The organism is Moorena producens PAL-8-15-08-1 (genome assembly GCF_001767235.1).
In the GTDB taxonomy this organism is placed as follows: Bacteria; Cyanobacteriota; Cyanobacteriia; order Cyanobacteriales; family Coleofasciculaceae; genus Moorena; species Moorena producens_A.
On record NZ_CP017599.1, the window covers coordinates 6,588,649 to 6,605,103 of the forward strand.

Annotated in this window: 14 protein-coding genes; 3 read left to right on the forward strand and 11 right to left on the reverse strand. The window is 44.2% G+C overall.

Annotation, left to right across the window (positions count from 1 at the left end):
* The first annotated feature begins 126 nt into the window (after nucleotides 1-126).
* Nucleotides 127-294: a hypothetical protein gene (locus tag BJP34_RS44320; RefSeq protein WP_158517435.1), complete on the forward strand. Its 168-nt coding sequence runs from the start codon at nucleotides 127-129 to the stop codon at nucleotides 292-294.
* On the opposite strand, the gene BJP34_RS24145 is transcribed toward BJP34_RS44320, so the two are convergent.
* The 10 genes from BJP34_RS24145 to BJP34_RS24185 form a co-directional block, all read right to left on the reverse strand.
* Nucleotides 230-2,956, reverse strand: a complete 2,727-nt coding sequence (locus BJP34_RS24145; protein ID WP_070394541.1) for a hybrid sensor histidine kinase/response regulator — start codon at nucleotides 2,954-2,956, stop codon at nucleotides 230-232. The genes BJP34_RS44320 and BJP34_RS24145 overlap by 65 nt on opposite strands.
* A gap of 379 nt (nucleotides 2,957-3,335) precedes the next feature.
* On the reverse strand, nucleotides 3,336-4,484 hold the full coding sequence (locus BJP34_RS24150; protein WP_070394542.1) for a glycosyltransferase family 4 protein: 1,149 nt from the start codon (nucleotides 4,482-4,484) through the stop codon (nucleotides 3,336-3,338).
* 206 nt (nucleotides 4,485-4,690) lie between these two features.
* The gene (locus BJP34_RS24155; RefSeq protein ID WP_229424002.1) at nucleotides 4,691-5,956 is read right to left on the reverse strand and encodes a glycosyltransferase family 4 protein; all 1,266 of its coding nucleotides are present in this window, start codon (nucleotides 5,954-5,956) and stop codon (nucleotides 4,691-4,693) included.
* Nucleotides 5,957-5,976: 20 nt separating this feature from the next.
* Nucleotides 5,977-8,169, reverse strand: a complete 2,193-nt coding sequence (locus BJP34_RS24160; RefSeq protein ID WP_070394543.1) for a hypothetical protein — start codon at nucleotides 8,167-8,169, stop codon at nucleotides 5,977-5,979.
* A 393-nt stretch (nucleotides 8,170-8,562) separates the two neighbouring features.
* Nucleotides 8,563-9,627, reverse strand: a complete 1,065-nt coding sequence (locus BJP34_RS24165) for a glycosyltransferase (RefSeq protein ID WP_070394544.1) — start codon at nucleotides 9,625-9,627, stop codon at nucleotides 8,563-8,565.
* A gap of 122 nt (nucleotides 9,628-9,749) precedes the next feature.
* Nucleotides 9,750-11,219: a glucose-6-phosphate isomerase gene (locus BJP34_RS24170; protein WP_070394545.1), complete on the reverse strand. Its 1,470-nt coding sequence runs from the start codon at nucleotides 11,217-11,219 to the stop codon at nucleotides 9,750-9,752.
* A complete protein-coding gene (locus BJP34_RS40775; protein ID WP_149031153.1) occupies nucleotides 11,219-11,416 on the reverse strand; it encodes a hypothetical protein in 198 nt (65 codons plus the stop codon). Before BJP34_RS40775 ends, BJP34_RS24170 begins: the two co-directional genes overlap by 1 nt.
* Before the next feature lie 274 nt (nucleotides 11,417-11,690).
* Entirely contained in the window at nucleotides 11,691-12,674 is a 984-nt protein-coding gene (locus BJP34_RS24175; protein ID WP_229424003.1) for a glycosyltransferase family 2 protein, read from the reverse strand.
* A gap of 64 nt (nucleotides 12,675-12,738) precedes the next feature.
* Nucleotides 12,739-13,764: a glycosyltransferase family 2 protein gene (locus tag BJP34_RS24180; protein ID WP_070394547.1), complete on the reverse strand. Its 1,026-nt coding sequence runs from the start codon at nucleotides 13,762-13,764 to the stop codon at nucleotides 12,739-12,741.
* A 144-nt stretch (nucleotides 13,765-13,908) separates the two neighbouring features.
* A complete protein-coding gene (locus BJP34_RS24185; protein WP_070394548.1) occupies nucleotides 13,909-14,802 on the reverse strand; it encodes a class I SAM-dependent methyltransferase in 894 nt (297 codons plus the stop codon).
* Between the two features lie 69 nt (nucleotides 14,803-14,871).
* On the opposite strand from BJP34_RS24185, the gene BJP34_RS40780 reads away from it, so the two are divergent.
* The gene (locus tag BJP34_RS40780) at nucleotides 14,872-15,081 is read left to right on the forward strand and encodes a hypothetical protein (protein ID WP_149031154.1); all 210 of its coding nucleotides are present in this window, start codon (nucleotides 14,872-14,874) and stop codon (nucleotides 15,079-15,081) included.
* Here the strand turns inward: BJP34_RS40780 and BJP34_RS24190 are convergent.
* Complete coding sequence (locus BJP34_RS24190) at nucleotides 15,048-16,169, reverse strand: glycosyltransferase family 4 protein (RefSeq protein WP_070394549.1); 1,122 nt, start codon at nucleotides 16,167-16,169, stop codon at nucleotides 15,048-15,050. The genes BJP34_RS40780 and BJP34_RS24190 overlap by 34 nt on opposite strands.
* Before the next feature lie 150 nt (nucleotides 16,170-16,319).
* Between BJP34_RS24190 and BJP34_RS49340 the strand changes: the two genes are divergently transcribed.
* A complete protein-coding gene (locus BJP34_RS49340; RefSeq protein WP_267876355.1) occupies nucleotides 16,320-16,448 on the forward strand; it encodes a hypothetical protein in 129 nt (42 codons plus the stop codon).
* Nucleotides 16,449-16,455 lie beyond the last annotated feature (7 nt).

Genomic DNA, 16,455 nt, shown 5'->3' on the forward strand with positions numbered 1-16,455 from the left:
CGCACCTTCAAAGCCCCGTGGCAAGCACAACCGTTGCTCATCTAACTCCCCATCTCCCCACACTTACCACACCTCCCTCTCTTTGCCTATTCCGGTGATCCGCTGCATATAGCGTTTATCATAGCTATGAGGTACACATTATTTTTTCCCTCTTCCCTCTTCCCTGCTCCCTGCTCCCTGCTCCCTAAAACCCAGAGATTTGTACCTCATGGGTATAAGACTTGCTATATTACAAATATTGTTCCACTAAGGCAAGAATCTTATCTTCTTGAAACCCTTGGGCTAACTCTTTGAGGTTGTTAGCAAAAGCCATGTATTTGTGATCCAGTTCTTCCAGGTATATAGCTCGCTCCCGAATTTTTTTCATACTGCCCAACATCGCCAACTCATAGAGCACTTCCATCTCTTCTAGTGGCGGAATCACTAGTTCAGTTGGCTCTACTGAACCGTTTTTATAGTTCATATTTGAAAGGTGATCATTCTGTTCGTACACCCACTCCAGATGTAAATACTTTCCTAACAAAGTCAATAACTTTGGTTCATCTACGGGTTTAGACAAAAAGGCATCACAACCGGCAATTTGACTCTTTTTCTGATCCATATCCAGTACACTAGCAGAGATAGCAATAATTGGCACTTCTCTAATCTCTGGAATTTGACGAATTTCCTTAATGGCTTCAAACCCACTTTTAACCGGCATAACTAAATCGCTCAAAATCAGATCCGGTTGGATTTGTTGAGCCAAGTCAACTTCCTGCTCACCATCTTCACCAGTGACCACCTCAAATCCCAAGGGTGCAAGCATATTCTCAAGAACTAAGCGGTTTTCGAGTTTGTCATCTACCACCAATAGCCTACGTTTTTTACCTCGATATCCTATTATTTGATCGGGGATTTCAGCTTGAGTTTCCCCACTGATAGCTGCCAGAGTAAAACTAACTTCAAACCAGAACCTTGACCCTTGACCCAATTCACTGGTCACCTTGAGTTCACCACCCATCAATTCTACCAGTTGTTTGGTGATAGCTAATCCTAAACCTGTGCCCTCAGACCGACGTTGAGTATCACCCACTTGTTCAAAAGGTAGGAATATTTTCTCTAACTGCTGGGGAGTCATACCCACCCCAGTGTCAATAATATAAAAACAAATAGTTGAAGTAGTAACGTGAGACTCTGTAACCCTCACCCCCAACGTAACTTGACCTTGTTCGGTAAATTTAATGGCGTTTCCTAACAAGTTTAGTAAGACTTGTCGAAGTCGTTTTTCATCAGCTATAATTCCAATAGGTAAGTTAGAGTCAGGTTGGTATTTGAACAAAATATCTTTCTCTAACGCTCGCATTTTTATCACTCCCACAACACTGTCGAGGAAGTTAGCAAAATGGATATCATCGGGGTAGAGTTCCATTTTACGGGCTTCGATTTTGGATAAGTCTAAGATGTCGTTGATTAGGGTCAACAAATGAATCCCGCTTTTGTGGATAATTTCTAAACCATCGGTTTGGCGGGAACTGAGATTATGTTCTCGCTTAAGAATTTGAGCATAGCCAAGAATGCCATTGAGGGGGGTGCGCAATTCATGACTCATATTCGAGAGAAATTCGCTTTTAGCCTGGTTGGCAACTTCTGCTTTGTCTTTCGCCTCTGCTAGTTCCGCCGTGCGTGCTTCCACCCGTTGCTCTAAAGTTTCAAAGGATTCTTTCAGTTGCACTGCCATTTGGTTAAAGGATTCACTCAATTCCCCCACTTCATCGGAGCGCTTAATAGTTACAGTTTTATTCCATTTTCCTTTAGCAATGTCTTTAGCAGCCCTATTGAGATGTAAAATCGGTTTTATTACCCACCGTGCCGTAAAAATGCCGATGATTGTTGCTATAATTAGAGCGGCAATACACAGCAGTATGGAGAGCCTGGTATTGGCGTTAATTTCCGCCATAAAATCAGATTCTGGGATGACGACTACCACTAGCCAATCCAAACCGCGCTGGTTATTGAGAGGAGTAACTTGGACAAATTGACGTTCTCCATCAAGCTTAAGGTTAAACTGCTGTGCTGCTTCAATTTTGGCAAGATTGCCCAGGTTTTCAAGCAAATACTGTGCTGTAATTTGGGTTAATGGGTTTTGACTGTTTGTGGCCTTCAGTCGTTGAGCCTGATTGTCTTGATTGCTGAGCACAAATGGTTGTTCAGATGTGGAACTAGCAATTAACTCTCCTGAAGGTTCTAAAAGAAAAACTTGACCAGAAGGACTGATGGTGAGTCCGCGCAGGAAATCACTAATCAGGCTCAGAATAAGATCAACAACTATAACACCATGAAAATTTCCTGCCTGGTCTTGAACAGGGGCAGAGAAACTGATTCCGAGTTTGCCATCGGAAAAGTTGTAAATTTCCCCCCATGTGGGTTTAGCTGCCTCTACCGCACTGATATACCAGGGTCTTTGGCGCGGATAGAAGGCTTTTGAGACCAACAACTCAGTCCGCTGACCTTGGTCGTCTAAAGCATAGGTATTGCGAATCGGGAAATCGACGAAGTCCCTAACAACAAAGCTTCCATCTGGTTCCCGTCTGGCAAAGGCATATTCTAGCTGTTCTGGATTGCCTGCAATATAAATGGCACGAACAGACTCAAATAGTTTGACTTGTTTCCAGAGGTGACGTTCTAAGACAGCAAGATTGTTAAAACTTAATTGTTGGAGCTGCCAAGCATTAATATTACTTTGAACAATAATATAAGGGTACTCTAAGTAATTATTCAGATGCTCTTGGACGCGGTTAGTGATTTCGCTCTGTAACTGGAGTGCAAGTTTATTAACCGCTTTCTCACCATTTCTAAAGGAAAGATATCCCACTAATCCAACCGCTGTGAAGATCTGCAATACAAAAGGGACAATCAGGACAGTTCCTAGGGAAACTTTGGAGACCAAACGGTTGAGGGGTTTGATGGTCATCGTCATCACTTTGAAAAAAACAATTTAGGTGCGCTTTCCAATGGCCGGGTTCCCCGGCCTTGGGTCGCACCTGCTGTTCAACCTTGAGCTAGATTCCAGCTAAGCTGAAATGATGGTATTGGTAGCAATCGGCTGTTGACGATGAGATCGTGATCAGGATTGCTCTGATCTTAGTTTTCCCCAAAAAAAAGAACTAAATATAGCAAGGGAAGTATAGTTTTGGACATAAATGTTTTAGTTTAAAGGGAACACGAATCCCCCCTAGCTTAATAAGCTAGGGGGGATTCGGATCTCAAATATGTTTTAACCTTTACTTCGACTGCTATACAAAAAACCTACCCTTGATTAGCCCCACACTCCCCGCGCCCGGTCCCCACACGCAGCGCTATACTTTGTTCAGAGCTTGGTCAAAGGCCGTCAACAGGGATTCCAGGGAAAAAGTAGACTTGGCATGGATATAACCCCGCTCGGCTAGGCTATCTGCAGCGGTTGGATCACATAGCAATTTACCAATGACCTTAGCGAGTGCTACGGAATCTCCTGGCGTTACCAAGTGACCAGTCTCGCCATCCTCAATCAACTCCACTGCACCACCAGCAGCAGCAGCAACTACGGGTCGTTTTGCCAATTGACCTTCGACAATCACCCGACCAAAGGGTTCCGGTTCAGTAGAGGTATGGAGTACAATATTGCAAGCAGACATCAATGCTGGCACGTCATTGCGAAATCCCAGCATGTGAACACGACCAGCAAGTTCTGGTGCCGCAGCCATAGCTTCGAGCCGTGAGGCGTATTCTGCTTCACCAAATAGGGCTTTACCAACCAACAGGGCGTGTACATTGGGAAGTTCCTGTAAGGCTTCTAGTAAAATATGCTGACCTTTCCAGTAAGATAACCGACTGAATACACCAACTAGTGGAGCATCACCAATGCCCAACTGGTCACGGATTTGAGCGGATTGATCCGATGCCAGATTATCGAAGGGGTCTGAAGCAATACCGTTGTAAACCAGTGTTACTAGGTCTTTTCTTCCCCCAGCAGCGATAAAGGCTTGACCAGTAGCACGAGAATTGACCAATACTTGAGATACTCGATGATTAGCTAGGAAAACGGCTATGGCACGATTGACCGAGCTAAAGTGTTGTGCAGTCACAATATCTCGCAGGTGCCAAACCACTGGACGACCGCCCATCAATGTTGCGATCGCAGCAGCAATGAACGCTTTTTGGGAGTTAGCGTGTACTAGCTCAAAGTTACGTCCAGCTGCTGCTATTTGACGAGCCATCCACCACAGGGCAGGTAATGCCTTGACAGCACTGAGTCCCCCTGAAGTTTTTACGGCTAAGATGGATTGGGGTGCAGGTATGACCTTGACCTTCACCTGTGCAGCTTCGAGCCGTTGCCGGAACGGGCCATCGGCAAACAGCAGTACTTCGCTGGTGTCCCGGTAGGCAGTTGCGAGATCCAGCAGGCTTAACTCAGCTCCCCCCAAAACGGCGGCATGATCGACAAAAAGGACTCGACGGCGCTTCATAAGAGTGGGTAGTTCAAAAAGAGTGTTTCAAACGTGCAAAAGCTCACAGACTAATCTGATCACTGATCTCGGCACTAGCATTTACTATTTTAATGAGGTACATTAATTTTTATTATTGCTCTGAAGCTCCATGCTCTGAAGCTGCATGCTCCCTAAAAGCAAGAATAAACGTACCTCACCTAATTAAAAATTGCTATAAATGTTGATTAATTTATAGCAGCTTGATAAACCGATTTAATTCGTTGAGCAATCACCGGCCAAGTATAGTGCTCATGAACATAAGCTTGACAAGCCTCAGAGCTAGGGAGTTGACGCTGACCAGAAAATACCTCGATCATGCCCTGAGCAAGTTGATCAACAGAAGTCCCTTCAAACAATAAGTCTTCCGAGAAAGGCTGTAAAATCTCTGGAATACTATCTACAGGTGTTCCTAGAACTGGCGTTCCATTCACCAATGACTCAATAACAATTAGACCAAAGCCTTCCCATGCCACGGTTGGCACCACGGAGAAAGTGGCAGCACGGTAAGCTAGGGCTAAATCTTGATCCGACACAAAACCCAACAACCGGACATGGTCAGTCAGTCCTAATGCTTCAATCTGTGCTTGCAAGGTTGGCATCAGTGTGCCTTTACCCGCTATCAGTAGCAGCACGTCTGGATAGCGCTTACGCACCTGGTCCACTGCTGCAATTAAATTTTCTAAGCCCATGCGTTTAGCTAACCGTCGCACAGCTAAGATAATTGGTCGATCTTGAGGCCAGCCTAGTTTTGACCGTGCTTCCTGGGGTGTAATGGTGGTGTCGAAACGCTCGGTATCAACCCCCGGAGGAATGATGTGAATGCGCTCTAGTGGGATATGATACTCTTGGTGCAAGGTGTTACGGAAAGCCTCAGAAAGTACGATAAACTGGGCTATCCGTCTGTAAGTCACCCGCTCTAGCATCCATTTTAACCGAGTCGCAACGGTATTGCTGCCTTCTACATGCCCTTCTAATGCCCAAGGTCCTTGGAAGTGCATCACCATTGGGCGACTGTCTAATTGATCGAGGATGGGAAAGGTATATAAAGCAAAGTGGGAGACTACTAGGGGGTAGTCTTCCTCCTTCAGCACTCGATGCATCGTCTGTCGGATACTGCTCCAGCGTTGCCAGAGAGGAGATTCATGGCTAGCAAAGGCTTGGACTTGACCACCGGAGTTTTCAGATACAGCAGTTGAACCTGCCACTAAGCCATGCATCTCCACACCAGCTTGGGGTAAGTAACGAGTGCAATCGTAATAAACTCGGTTGAGTCCTCCTGCTTGTTCAGGGAACCAACCCATACCGATTTGAAGTGTTTTCACAGTACTATAGCCTCGATAGTTTTTGTTATAGCAAAGAAGAGGGAGTAGGGAGTAGGGAGTAGGGAGTAGGGCGTAGGGATGCATCGCTTCTGCCTTCTGCCTTCTGCCTTCTGCCTTGTTGTTGTGCAATTTAAATGTGTAACAGCTGATTAGGGGTCTATCTTTATGCGGTACATTAAAGCTTTAGCGTAAAAATCCTCTTCAGCAAATAGCAAGTATTCTCCATTTTTTCTTCGCACTACTCTTAAGGCCATCGGGACATCTAGCCAACCTGTGGTTGATTTGACTTCTGGGCCGGGATTTATTTTGGCAATCTCTTGACCTGTGCGAAAATCATAAACTCGCACTTTAGCATATCGATTCGGATCTTTTTCATAACTATTATCGACATAGCCGACAAATAAATAGTCTCCCGAAACCGCCATACTTTTCGGTAAATCTGGTCTTACTCCTTCGGATTTTTGATTGTAAGCGATGACTACTTCACCGGCTTTTTGTGGCGCTTTACTCCAATTGATATATTTGACAGCTCTGTTACCAATCAATCCCCAATCACCCCTTTTATCAAACGTCGGGGAATATCCAGCAATGTACATGGTATCGGTTTTCGGATGATATTCAAGTCGTTGAATAATTTTAAATTCCTTTGGCATGTCAAAGGATTGTTGCTGGTTAATATCGTAAATCGGGCTGCCGTAGGAATCAAACCCTTTAAGGGATAGTTTTTTAATCCCGTTTGTTGATGTACCTATCCAGATATTACCGTCATCATCAGGCCAAAATGCCCACCCTCGATAATTTTGTCCTTGATTATATTCACCTTGTTCAGCCTGTTCTTCTTGTCCATTACCGTTTTTATCTTGCCAATAGCGATAATCTAATTGACTTCCCCAAAATGAGGCAGTGGGAATAGCGACTTCTCCATCAGTAGCCGGATTAAAGCGATAAACATGGATACCAGCTGACTCGGTATACATACTATTGGTAAACATCAGCTTACGACCCTTAACCCGGCGAATCATAGCACCAGCATTATGCTTGATCGTCTTTTTAATCCGATTATCATTAGGATACTTAAAGGGATTAACGGTATGGGCGACATGAGTCCATTCTTGACCTGATGATTTACTGTAATCTAGTTTAAACTGTTGATTTTTCGTATGAACAACAGTTTCATCCGCTGGATCAATATCAGGAATGTCAATAAATAAGAGACCTTGCAATTTCCAATTGAGAGTGCCATCCAGTTTGTAGCTATCCACGGTTAATCCACCCGCTTGCCAAGCGTAAATCCGACTGGGATCACTGGCGACATAAATATTATTATCCTGATCGACTCCAATCCCGGTAATGGAATTGAAATGTAAGGGTCTGATTTTTCCAATTTCCTGAGGACTTCCGGCGTATATTCCCCCTTTAACACCAAAGGTTCCATCAGGAGTTGGATTGCCACTGCTGTCTAGATTTTTAAAGATTTTAATCTGGTTATCAGGTCCACCATCTCCTACTAAGAGGCGATTTTGATTATCCACAACAATAGCTGTAGGGATCCTAACAGAATCAATTTTACCTTGAACTTTGCCCGTTTCTATATTTAACTTAAGGATAGTCTTGGTTTTGTTCTGGATAACCCACAATGAGCCAGTTTTATCTAATGCTAATTTACCCGGTTTATTCACTGACCATTCTTTAACCGGTTTCATGGTATGGGCATCATAAACTTTGATTTTATTGTTAGGGGTATCACTAACATATAAGCGACTATTATCTGCTGCAATTCCCCGAATCAAACCTTGATTGGTATTGAGAATCAACATACTCTTATCATAGCCTTTACCCCCCTTAAATTTTGCTCCTTTATAATTACTTCTGTTATAGCGACGAACACAATACCATTTATCATCAGAATTGGGATATCCTACGCCATAGCGACCCGTTTGTCTCATCGCCATGTAAATATAGTTATCATTCACTGCGATCGCAGTTCCCCCCGATCGTCCCCAGCCATGGGTAGCATCCAGTTGACCAAGAACATCACCATTTTTATAAACCCCCCCTTCTCTACCAGCTTCATCCCAGGGAGCATTAGCATAAACCGTACCATCGGGACTTACAGCCATCCCTAAAATCGATAGCTGGACATGTTTTCCCTTGCCGGGAAGCTCACCTCCAGGACCATAGGTATTACCGATCCAAGAGGTAGTGTAAGTCAACCGTTGGCTTGGGTTGGATTCAGCAGTTATAGTGTCATTGTTGCTAATCACAGAATGGGCAATTATTACCAAAACAGCGATCACAGGAACAATGGCAGCATATTGCCATTCGGGGATACGTATTGACATAGTTTTTTCCCTGAACTCGAAACTATTTAAAAGGCTGGAGACTGAAGACTAAAGGGTGAACGCGATCGCGTGGCCAAAGGCCAAGGTTAGACGGTTGAAGGGTGAAGGTTAGACGGTTGAAGGGTGAACGCGATCGCGTGGCCAAAGGCCAAGGTTAGACGGTTGAAAGTTGAAGGTTGAAGGCGATCGCGTGGCCTTTTGGCCAAGGTTAGATGGTTCTTGTCGGGTAGGTTGAAGCTTCAGAAGATAACCTGTAACTTGTAACCTGCTAACCAAATAACCTGTAACCTGTAACCTGGTAACCTGTAATCTGCAACCTGTAACCTGTAACCTGTAACCTGCAAGCTGGTAACCAAATAACCTGTAACCTGGGGTAGCAGCGGTGAAGCTCCCTTAGGAAAGTTTTAGAAGCTGATGGTAGACAGTAATAATCTTCTCCACCATAGTGGTGAGGGTCAGTTCCTCAATGTTTTGCTGTGCTGCACGTCTTAATCTATCTTGTTCAGACGGACTAGCCAGAACCATTTCGATCTGATCTGCCAGTGCGATCGCATTTTTAGGAGCAACTAGCACTCCTGCCTTACCGTAATCTAGTGCTTCGGGAACACCATCGACACTAGTAGCAACAATCGGGCAACCCACCTGTCGTGCTTCCATCAAAACCAGAGGGAAAGACTCACGGTGTGAGGCCAGGACAAAAACATCCGCTGCCATCATGTAAGCTTGAGGATTTTTTTGAAAACCCTCGAAGTGGATACGATCAGCAACTGACGATGCAGCAGCTTGAGTTTCAAACATTTGACGGTCGGGACCATCTCCGACTAAGTACAAATGTGCCTTAGGATAACTCTTAGCAACCTGCTCAAAAGCGCTAATTAACTCAGTAATTCCCTTACGTCGGTTCATCCCAGCTACCGTGACAATAGCCGGATGTTCCAAAGCTTTAGGAGTGCAGCTTTCTAAAGCAGGTAATCGGGGACTACCTAGAGTGCGATTCTTGATCACAGGCATTTTCCCCATGGGAATACCCCGCTTAGACATCGACGTTGCTACCGCATCACTCACAGAAATCACCCGTTCAGCTAATCCCATCACGACTGAGCTACGTTGGTAAACATTGTGAATATGGGATACTAGCTTATATTTTGCTGAACCCCGTAGGAACCGAGCTAGGACTACTCCCGTCATCATATGTCCATGGACAATATCTGGCTGAAATTCTCTGATTATCCCTCGATAACGCCCAGCAGCCTTGAGCAGATGCAACGGTTTTCGGGTCTGATCGAGTTCAAAGTGAGTGACGCCATAACGGCTTAGCAATGTTTCATATCCGCCGCCAGCAGAGGCAATAGCAACCTCATGACCGGCTTTCGCTTGCTCACAGGCAACGTCAATCGCTACATTGACAATACCATTACCAGTTTGTTTAATATGGTTTAAGATATGGAGTATACGCATCAAACCCCTCCCAAAAAGGAAAGCACCGCCATATTTGACCTATAAGTTAGTTAGGAATTGGTAGTTGAAACATCCGGCTGTTGCTCCGGCTGTTTTTTTCCATCTCCTACTTCTGTTCTTCTTTAGTCAATGCCATTGATCAGAAAATTTTCATAATTCTTATCTTTAGCAGTGTTCACTTCAGCAATACTTTCCATTTCAGAAGAAAGCTTATTTTGATGCTGGTGATACTTATGTGCTGCCATAGTTAGACCCAAAAATCCCCAAATATAACATCCCCCAACACCAAGCATGGCGCTACCAATCGGTAGCCCGATTAAATTACTCAAACCAATAGCACGAGCAGTACTCATGAAGGAATCACGGCGAATCTCAGGATATTGGAACACACTATATACCAGCAGGAGCAATCCAGACATATACGGGAGAGTTCCAAACCAGCCTAGGGTAAAAAACATATCTAAAATGCCACTGTCAATCACAACGCTTCGGATTTCCCCTTGTTCGATAGTGAATGTGTTTCCAATCCCATTACCTAGAACCATAGAAAGAGCTTTGCCAAGACTCTCTTCATAGATCTGTTGTCTAACTTCCGCGCTGTGATCATTTCCAAGGTCAGAAAATGTTGCCAAACGACTACCAATTACTTCCGAGAATGGCTCAATAGTGGTTAACGGCACGATACACATTGCCATGACCAAGATAGAAATAATGATGCGCATCTGGATTTTGGGTTTGAGTGAACTGGTCAGGGAAGCTAGTCCAAAGAACCAGCTCGCCCACATCGTCCGTGACAACGTTAGTAGAAAAGACAAGTAACCAGCTATGGAAGCAGGAATACGTAAAGGACTGTTATTATTAAATAACAACAGCAGACCCACCATCATGGTTGCGGCAAACGGCCCAGTGGAATTCATCGTGCTCCACAAACGAATACCAAACGGTTCGGGATTCCCCATCGAGAACATTCTGGCGTTGATCAGCCAAAATCGATCCCACTCCGGTGCAATCACATATTGCACTATGCCATAGACTCCCATCACCAATACACCCCAGAGGAATGTGCGCTGAATGTTGTCGCGATAGCGAGGATAATCTCGCCAATTTATAAATAAGTAAAAACCTAAAAGAATTGGGGTGAACCAGTCGATCAGTCCTCGAATCGCGAAAATAGGAGTGCTTTTAATCAGACCAATGATAAAGCCATACAAAATACTGGTGAATCCCAAAATAAAAGGCAAACCCCCCTGTTTATAGGCTCTAGGAAGGTATTTTAAAAAGGTATCCACAGTAATCCATGTCACTATAGGCGCTACTAGCAATACTGGACTCGGATTAACCCAGTTACTGCGATAGTCAATTAAACGACGAACCAACGGCATCAGAAACCATAGCCACCACATAAAACCTAAGTAGAGGACAGGATACCGTCGATAGAGAAAAAGGCCCACGGCAAACCCTACCACAGGCAACAGAATACGCAGAATGCTGCCAGCACCAGCAATAATGCCCAGTATTGTAATGACAACAAATAACAGGATGGCTGTCCAAGCAGGGGCTGGTTCTAGTTTGAGAGGAATTCCTTTTGTCATTAGGTGTTAGGGATTAGATACACAGCAGTTCTCAATTGGGTGAGGTGAAAAGTCCGAGGTTTTAGGGAGTAGGGAGTAGGGAGTAGGGAGTAGGCAAGAGGCAAGAGGCAAGAGGCAAGAGGCTTGCATACAAAAGGCAAGAGGCTTGCATACAAAAGGCAAAAGGCAAGAGGCAAGAGGCAAGAGGCAAGAGGCAAGAAATTATCTAGTAACTTTTGGTAATAAAAATAAAATTTATACTTTTTATTAAATGCATTTGTAAATTCTATATCTAATAGATTAGAGATTAGTTAGTAATTAGTATATATTAGTTAGTAGAGCGTTTATTAGTAACCATGAAATACATTTTCATTTTATTTCTTGCTCCCTGCTCCCTGCTCCCTGCTCCCTGCTCCCTGCTCCCTGCTCCCTGCTCCCTGCTCCCTAAAACTAAGACATTATTCACCTAACACCCTTCAACCATTCCTTTTGCTAGCCTAAGCACTTTTTCCAGCTCAACCAACCCTGCCAACGTCCACGCAAAGAAGCAAGCCACTTTTGTCCTGCTAAAAGTCCTTCTTTGGGCAAAGACCGTAAACATTGTAGGAAACCGGGTTTAATTTGTGTTCCCACCAATGTTGACCAAACTATAAATATCATCCGTTGTAGAACAGGAAAGTAATCTAACAAAACTATAGTTTCATTATGTGCCGCATTAATCAGGGCAGTATCGCTAAAAACTATGCCTCGCTGATCCTCATCAAAACGCTGTGCTGGATAGTGGTCTACTGCTACCCCTGGGTCATAAATTAGCTTCCAACCTGCTTTTCTTAGGGCTAGACTAAAGGCCAGATCATTATGGACTTGAGCTCCTTTCCCTCGTAGACGCTCATCAAAGCGCAAGCCCGATATAGCAGTCCGTCGATAGCTCATGTTAGCTCCTTTCAGGACATCCACCTCCCGAGGTAAACCTACCCCCAGGTGATGATTACCAATCACCCGTCCATACCATTGCACTCGACCCACTCGTTCTCTAGCGCCATTTTCCAGGTAGTTACCCAGATGTACCCAATCCCGTCCACCGACACCTCCGATCCGGTGATCTGACAGAAAGTGAGTTTCAATATCAGCTAACCAATTGCCACGGGGAGCAGCATCATCATCGGTAATAGCAATAATATCTCCCTGTGCTCTATCAAGACCTGCGTTGAGAGCAGCCACTTGCCCGGGAATAATTAATTTCACAGGACGCATGGGTAAAACCTCAGGGTTGAATGCTTCAAGAAATGCCCAAGTTTCAGCATCAGTATCCCGTACAATCACCAAGACCTCATCCGCTGGTCGAGTTTGCTTCTCCAGCGCCTCTAAACAGCGTTCTAGGTCTTTTGAACGGCGATAGGTGGGGACTATAACAGTGATTCTCATTTCTTCTACTGTTGAGTTAGGTTGAACGCGATTGCGTGGCCTTTTGGCCAAGGTTTTTTGTCAGAATGCAGAATTTAGAATTTAGAATTTTAAATTCTAAATTCTAAACAGATTACTATCCCGCTGTTTGAGATCGTAAATAACTCTGTAGAGTACTTAACCAACCTTTCACCATACCTTTCAACCGTAATTCCATAGAAATTGTCCATTCAAAGACAGCACGAAAACCCAATCTCGATAGGAACATGCGAAATCGCAAAGCTGGTGAATCTCCTAACTCTTTCAATAGAGCAATCAGCTCGGCGCGTTCTACATCATTGAATAGTGGACGATAACAGTATGCTGTGTGTCTTAAAGCCAGTTTACGACGCTGGTTTTCAATCACCTTTGTATCCCAACCCCGTCGCTTAAAACCAGGCAATATACTGTCTTCAAAAACCCGAATACATCCTTGTAATTCAATATTTTTACGCTTAGGACGTAGATTTTTAGCATCAGTCCAAACGCGATAACGCGCTAATATCTCATTGGCATAAACGTTGCCATAACCCGCATCTGCCATTCTGACCCACATGTTATAGTCCTGTGTAAAATCGGGACTATCTTCATAAAACCTAACTGCTGGCAACGCTTCAGCCCGAAACATAGCGATATTTGCAGCTACTTTTACGCCAAAAACTGCGGCTCGTAGTGAGTCGTCTGCGCTCTGAAACTCGTGCTGTCTTGCAATACGTCGCACATCTCGATTGTTACTGCGTTCATCAATTTCCTGCACAGCACTATGGGCATAACCCGCCTCTGGATGGTTCTCTAGCAGGGGTAGTAACGTTTCTACATAGTTGGGTAACAGGGCATCATCTGAATCCAAACGAACAATAAATTCAGTGTTTGGCTGTTTCAAAACCCAATTGTTGTTAGCCGCCATACCTAGGTTTTTAGGCTGCCGATAGTACCGTACTTGAGAAAACTGCTGGCATAGTTGTGCCATCACCTCAGGGGTTTCATCAGTGCTAGCGTCGTCTGACACCCAAACTTCCACATTGGGATAGGTTTGACCACAGGCGCTACCCACTGACTCCCATAAGTACTGGGCTTGATTATAGGTAGGGATGCAAATAGCAACTGGTTTCATGTCCTGCATCAGGAGTAGTTCCTTTATACGAAAGTTATGTTAAAATAAAATAACCGTAAAAACTGTTTAAGTTTCGTTCGTCAAGAGTGCTATTTTTTTATTCAACAGCAACAAATAGCTATCCGGTTAGTTTCCCAAAAAGGCTCGATCGGGTTATTTATTGACCAAAAAATTTTTAACAAATTGTTTCAATAGTCCTGATTTACCAGACAAATATTCTACTATCACCTTTTTATCTTGCCAGAGAATAAAATAATCCCTTAAAGACCACTTATCGACCTTGGTAAATTCCATAGGCTTAAAGACTGAAGCATACCAAGTAAGCACCATGCCCTTTTTCAAAAACATGAAGGGACTTTGACCTTTAAATTTTCGATTTGACTCTAAATGAGTTGGGTGTCTAGCGGTAACATCACCATAAGCATCGGTGATCAGTGCAATGCCTTCTGTTTTTAACATGGAGCGTATATTAGCAATGGCGATCCATGGCTCAGTAAGGTGTTCGAGAACATCGAAAGAAATCACAACATCATACTGATTATCCAAACAGGCTTCATAGGTGGGAATCAGGTTGATGCCATTGTCTAACAAGCCATAATGTTTAAATCGCTTGGTGACAAAATCATAGGTTTTACTGCCTGGGAAGTCGCAGTAATCAACGTGACAACCATTCATCGCTAAGTACAGAGAGTCATTGCCTGTACCATCACCCAGTAACAAAATTTTTAAATCACCAGTTATCTTCCCTTTCTGTGAGGCATACTGCTGAATCCTTTCTAGGCTTATTTCTATCAATTGCTTTCGTCCAGGTCTAGCCCAAAAAACCATTGTTTCAAATATGAAGCCATACCCATTTTTATAAAGATCCTCCATCTTGGCATCATACTGGTGAGGGGTAACTCCAAAGTTTTGGGCATCTTGACACACATTCCAGCCTAGTTGCAGCGCTTCCTGCCAGACTCGATGGTTTACCTCGTCTCTCGGCAGCTCGGTAAAGGTACTAATTTCATCAACAATAGGTTCGAGCTCAGTGGGAATTTTAGACATAACTAGTTATAGCGTTTGTATTTGAGTTGTGAACACACTCCCTGAGGCAAGAGGCAAGAGGCAAGAGGCATGCATGCAAGATGGGAAACCGAACCAGAGTTTTATTGGACAGTAAACACTCAACAGTCAACAGTCAACAAAAACCGATTAATTACAATAGGAATTCGTGTAGGAATTGTGATAATTTTTCTTCCCTGTTCCCTGTTCCCTATTCCCTGTTCCCTTTGGGAAACATTAAATTTAGACTACTTGATCAGTTCTTCAAATAAATCCACATAGCTTTGTGCCATCTTTTCCCAACTGTATTGTGCGGCTATCATTGGTGCAGCTTGGCTCATCTGTTTCCTTTTTTCAGCATTAGTAGCCAGAAGGCTTAGCTCCTTTGCCAAAGCCTGGGTATCGTTGGGGTCAGACAAGACCACTCCGCAGGCTGGGGTAACTAATTCAGCCCCCCCGGCTGTGCTGGCGGTAATGACTGGCAAGCCAGAAGCCATTGCTTCTAGGAGCACTAGTGTGCAGGCTTCATAGCGGGATGGAAAGACAAATAAATCTACGGCTCGCATGATCTCAGGGAGGTCACGTCGGTACCCCAGAAAATGTACCCGTTCACTCACATTTAGGCTTGCGGCTAGCTGAGGATAAGGACTACCTTCTGTGATGCCAGCAACAGCTAGGTGTAACTCAGGCACTTGGACTAAGGCGTGCAGAATTGTATCCAAGTTCTTCCGAGGTGTTCGGATGTCTCCAGCAAAAAATGCTAAAGGCACTCCCTCAGGAAGACCCAATTGTTTGCGGTCAGCGACACCGGGATAAAATTCTTGTAAGTCAACACCATTGACAATCACCTGAATGGATTCAGGGGGTACACCAATGTCTACTAATTCTTTCTTGACCTTTCCGGAAACTGCAACTACTACTTTTGCCTGACGGAAGGATTTTTTTTCCCAATGGGCATTCAAGGTTGTAACTAGCCGCTGGTAAAGACCATACAAATCCCGACGTAGCCGAGAAGTATGGGCAGGCGATCGCAACCAAGAACTGTGGACAAAATGTACGGCATTCACATCTGATCCACCTCTGGTAATGGATCCGTTAACCTTTACTAAGTCCAGCTGACTACGGTGTTGATTTAACCAATTGCCACTCCGCCAGGAAAAGACTAGATGACGAATTAGTGCTGTTGGCCACCTTTTAACTGGAATGAAAATCCAGTTTACCTGATTACTCTGCTGGAGTTCTGGGGCGACATTACTCGCTAATAAGGTGACGTGATGACCGCGACGAATGGCTTCTTTGGCAACTTCATAGTTGACTCGACCTTGGCCATCATTTTTCATGACTTTGTGGGTAACGATACAGAGTTTCATGAGTAGCTATCCTGTTAAAATTATCGAAAACTCTGACTAGTGCATCCTTGGCAGAAGTCTTTAATACTAAATCCGGTTCTCATACCCCTTTTGGTGAGAAATCCTTAAGACTACATCATCCTTAACCACCAGTATGAGTTAAAAACCTTTGTGAATACCGCGTTTTGCTGGGATACTCCGGTTGAGAGAAAGGCACGACAGCCGTTAGAACAGGCGTTAATTCAGGGATGGAAATTACTTTTTAACAAAGAGTATGGAAATGGTGGGGTCAGCCATTAGGATAATT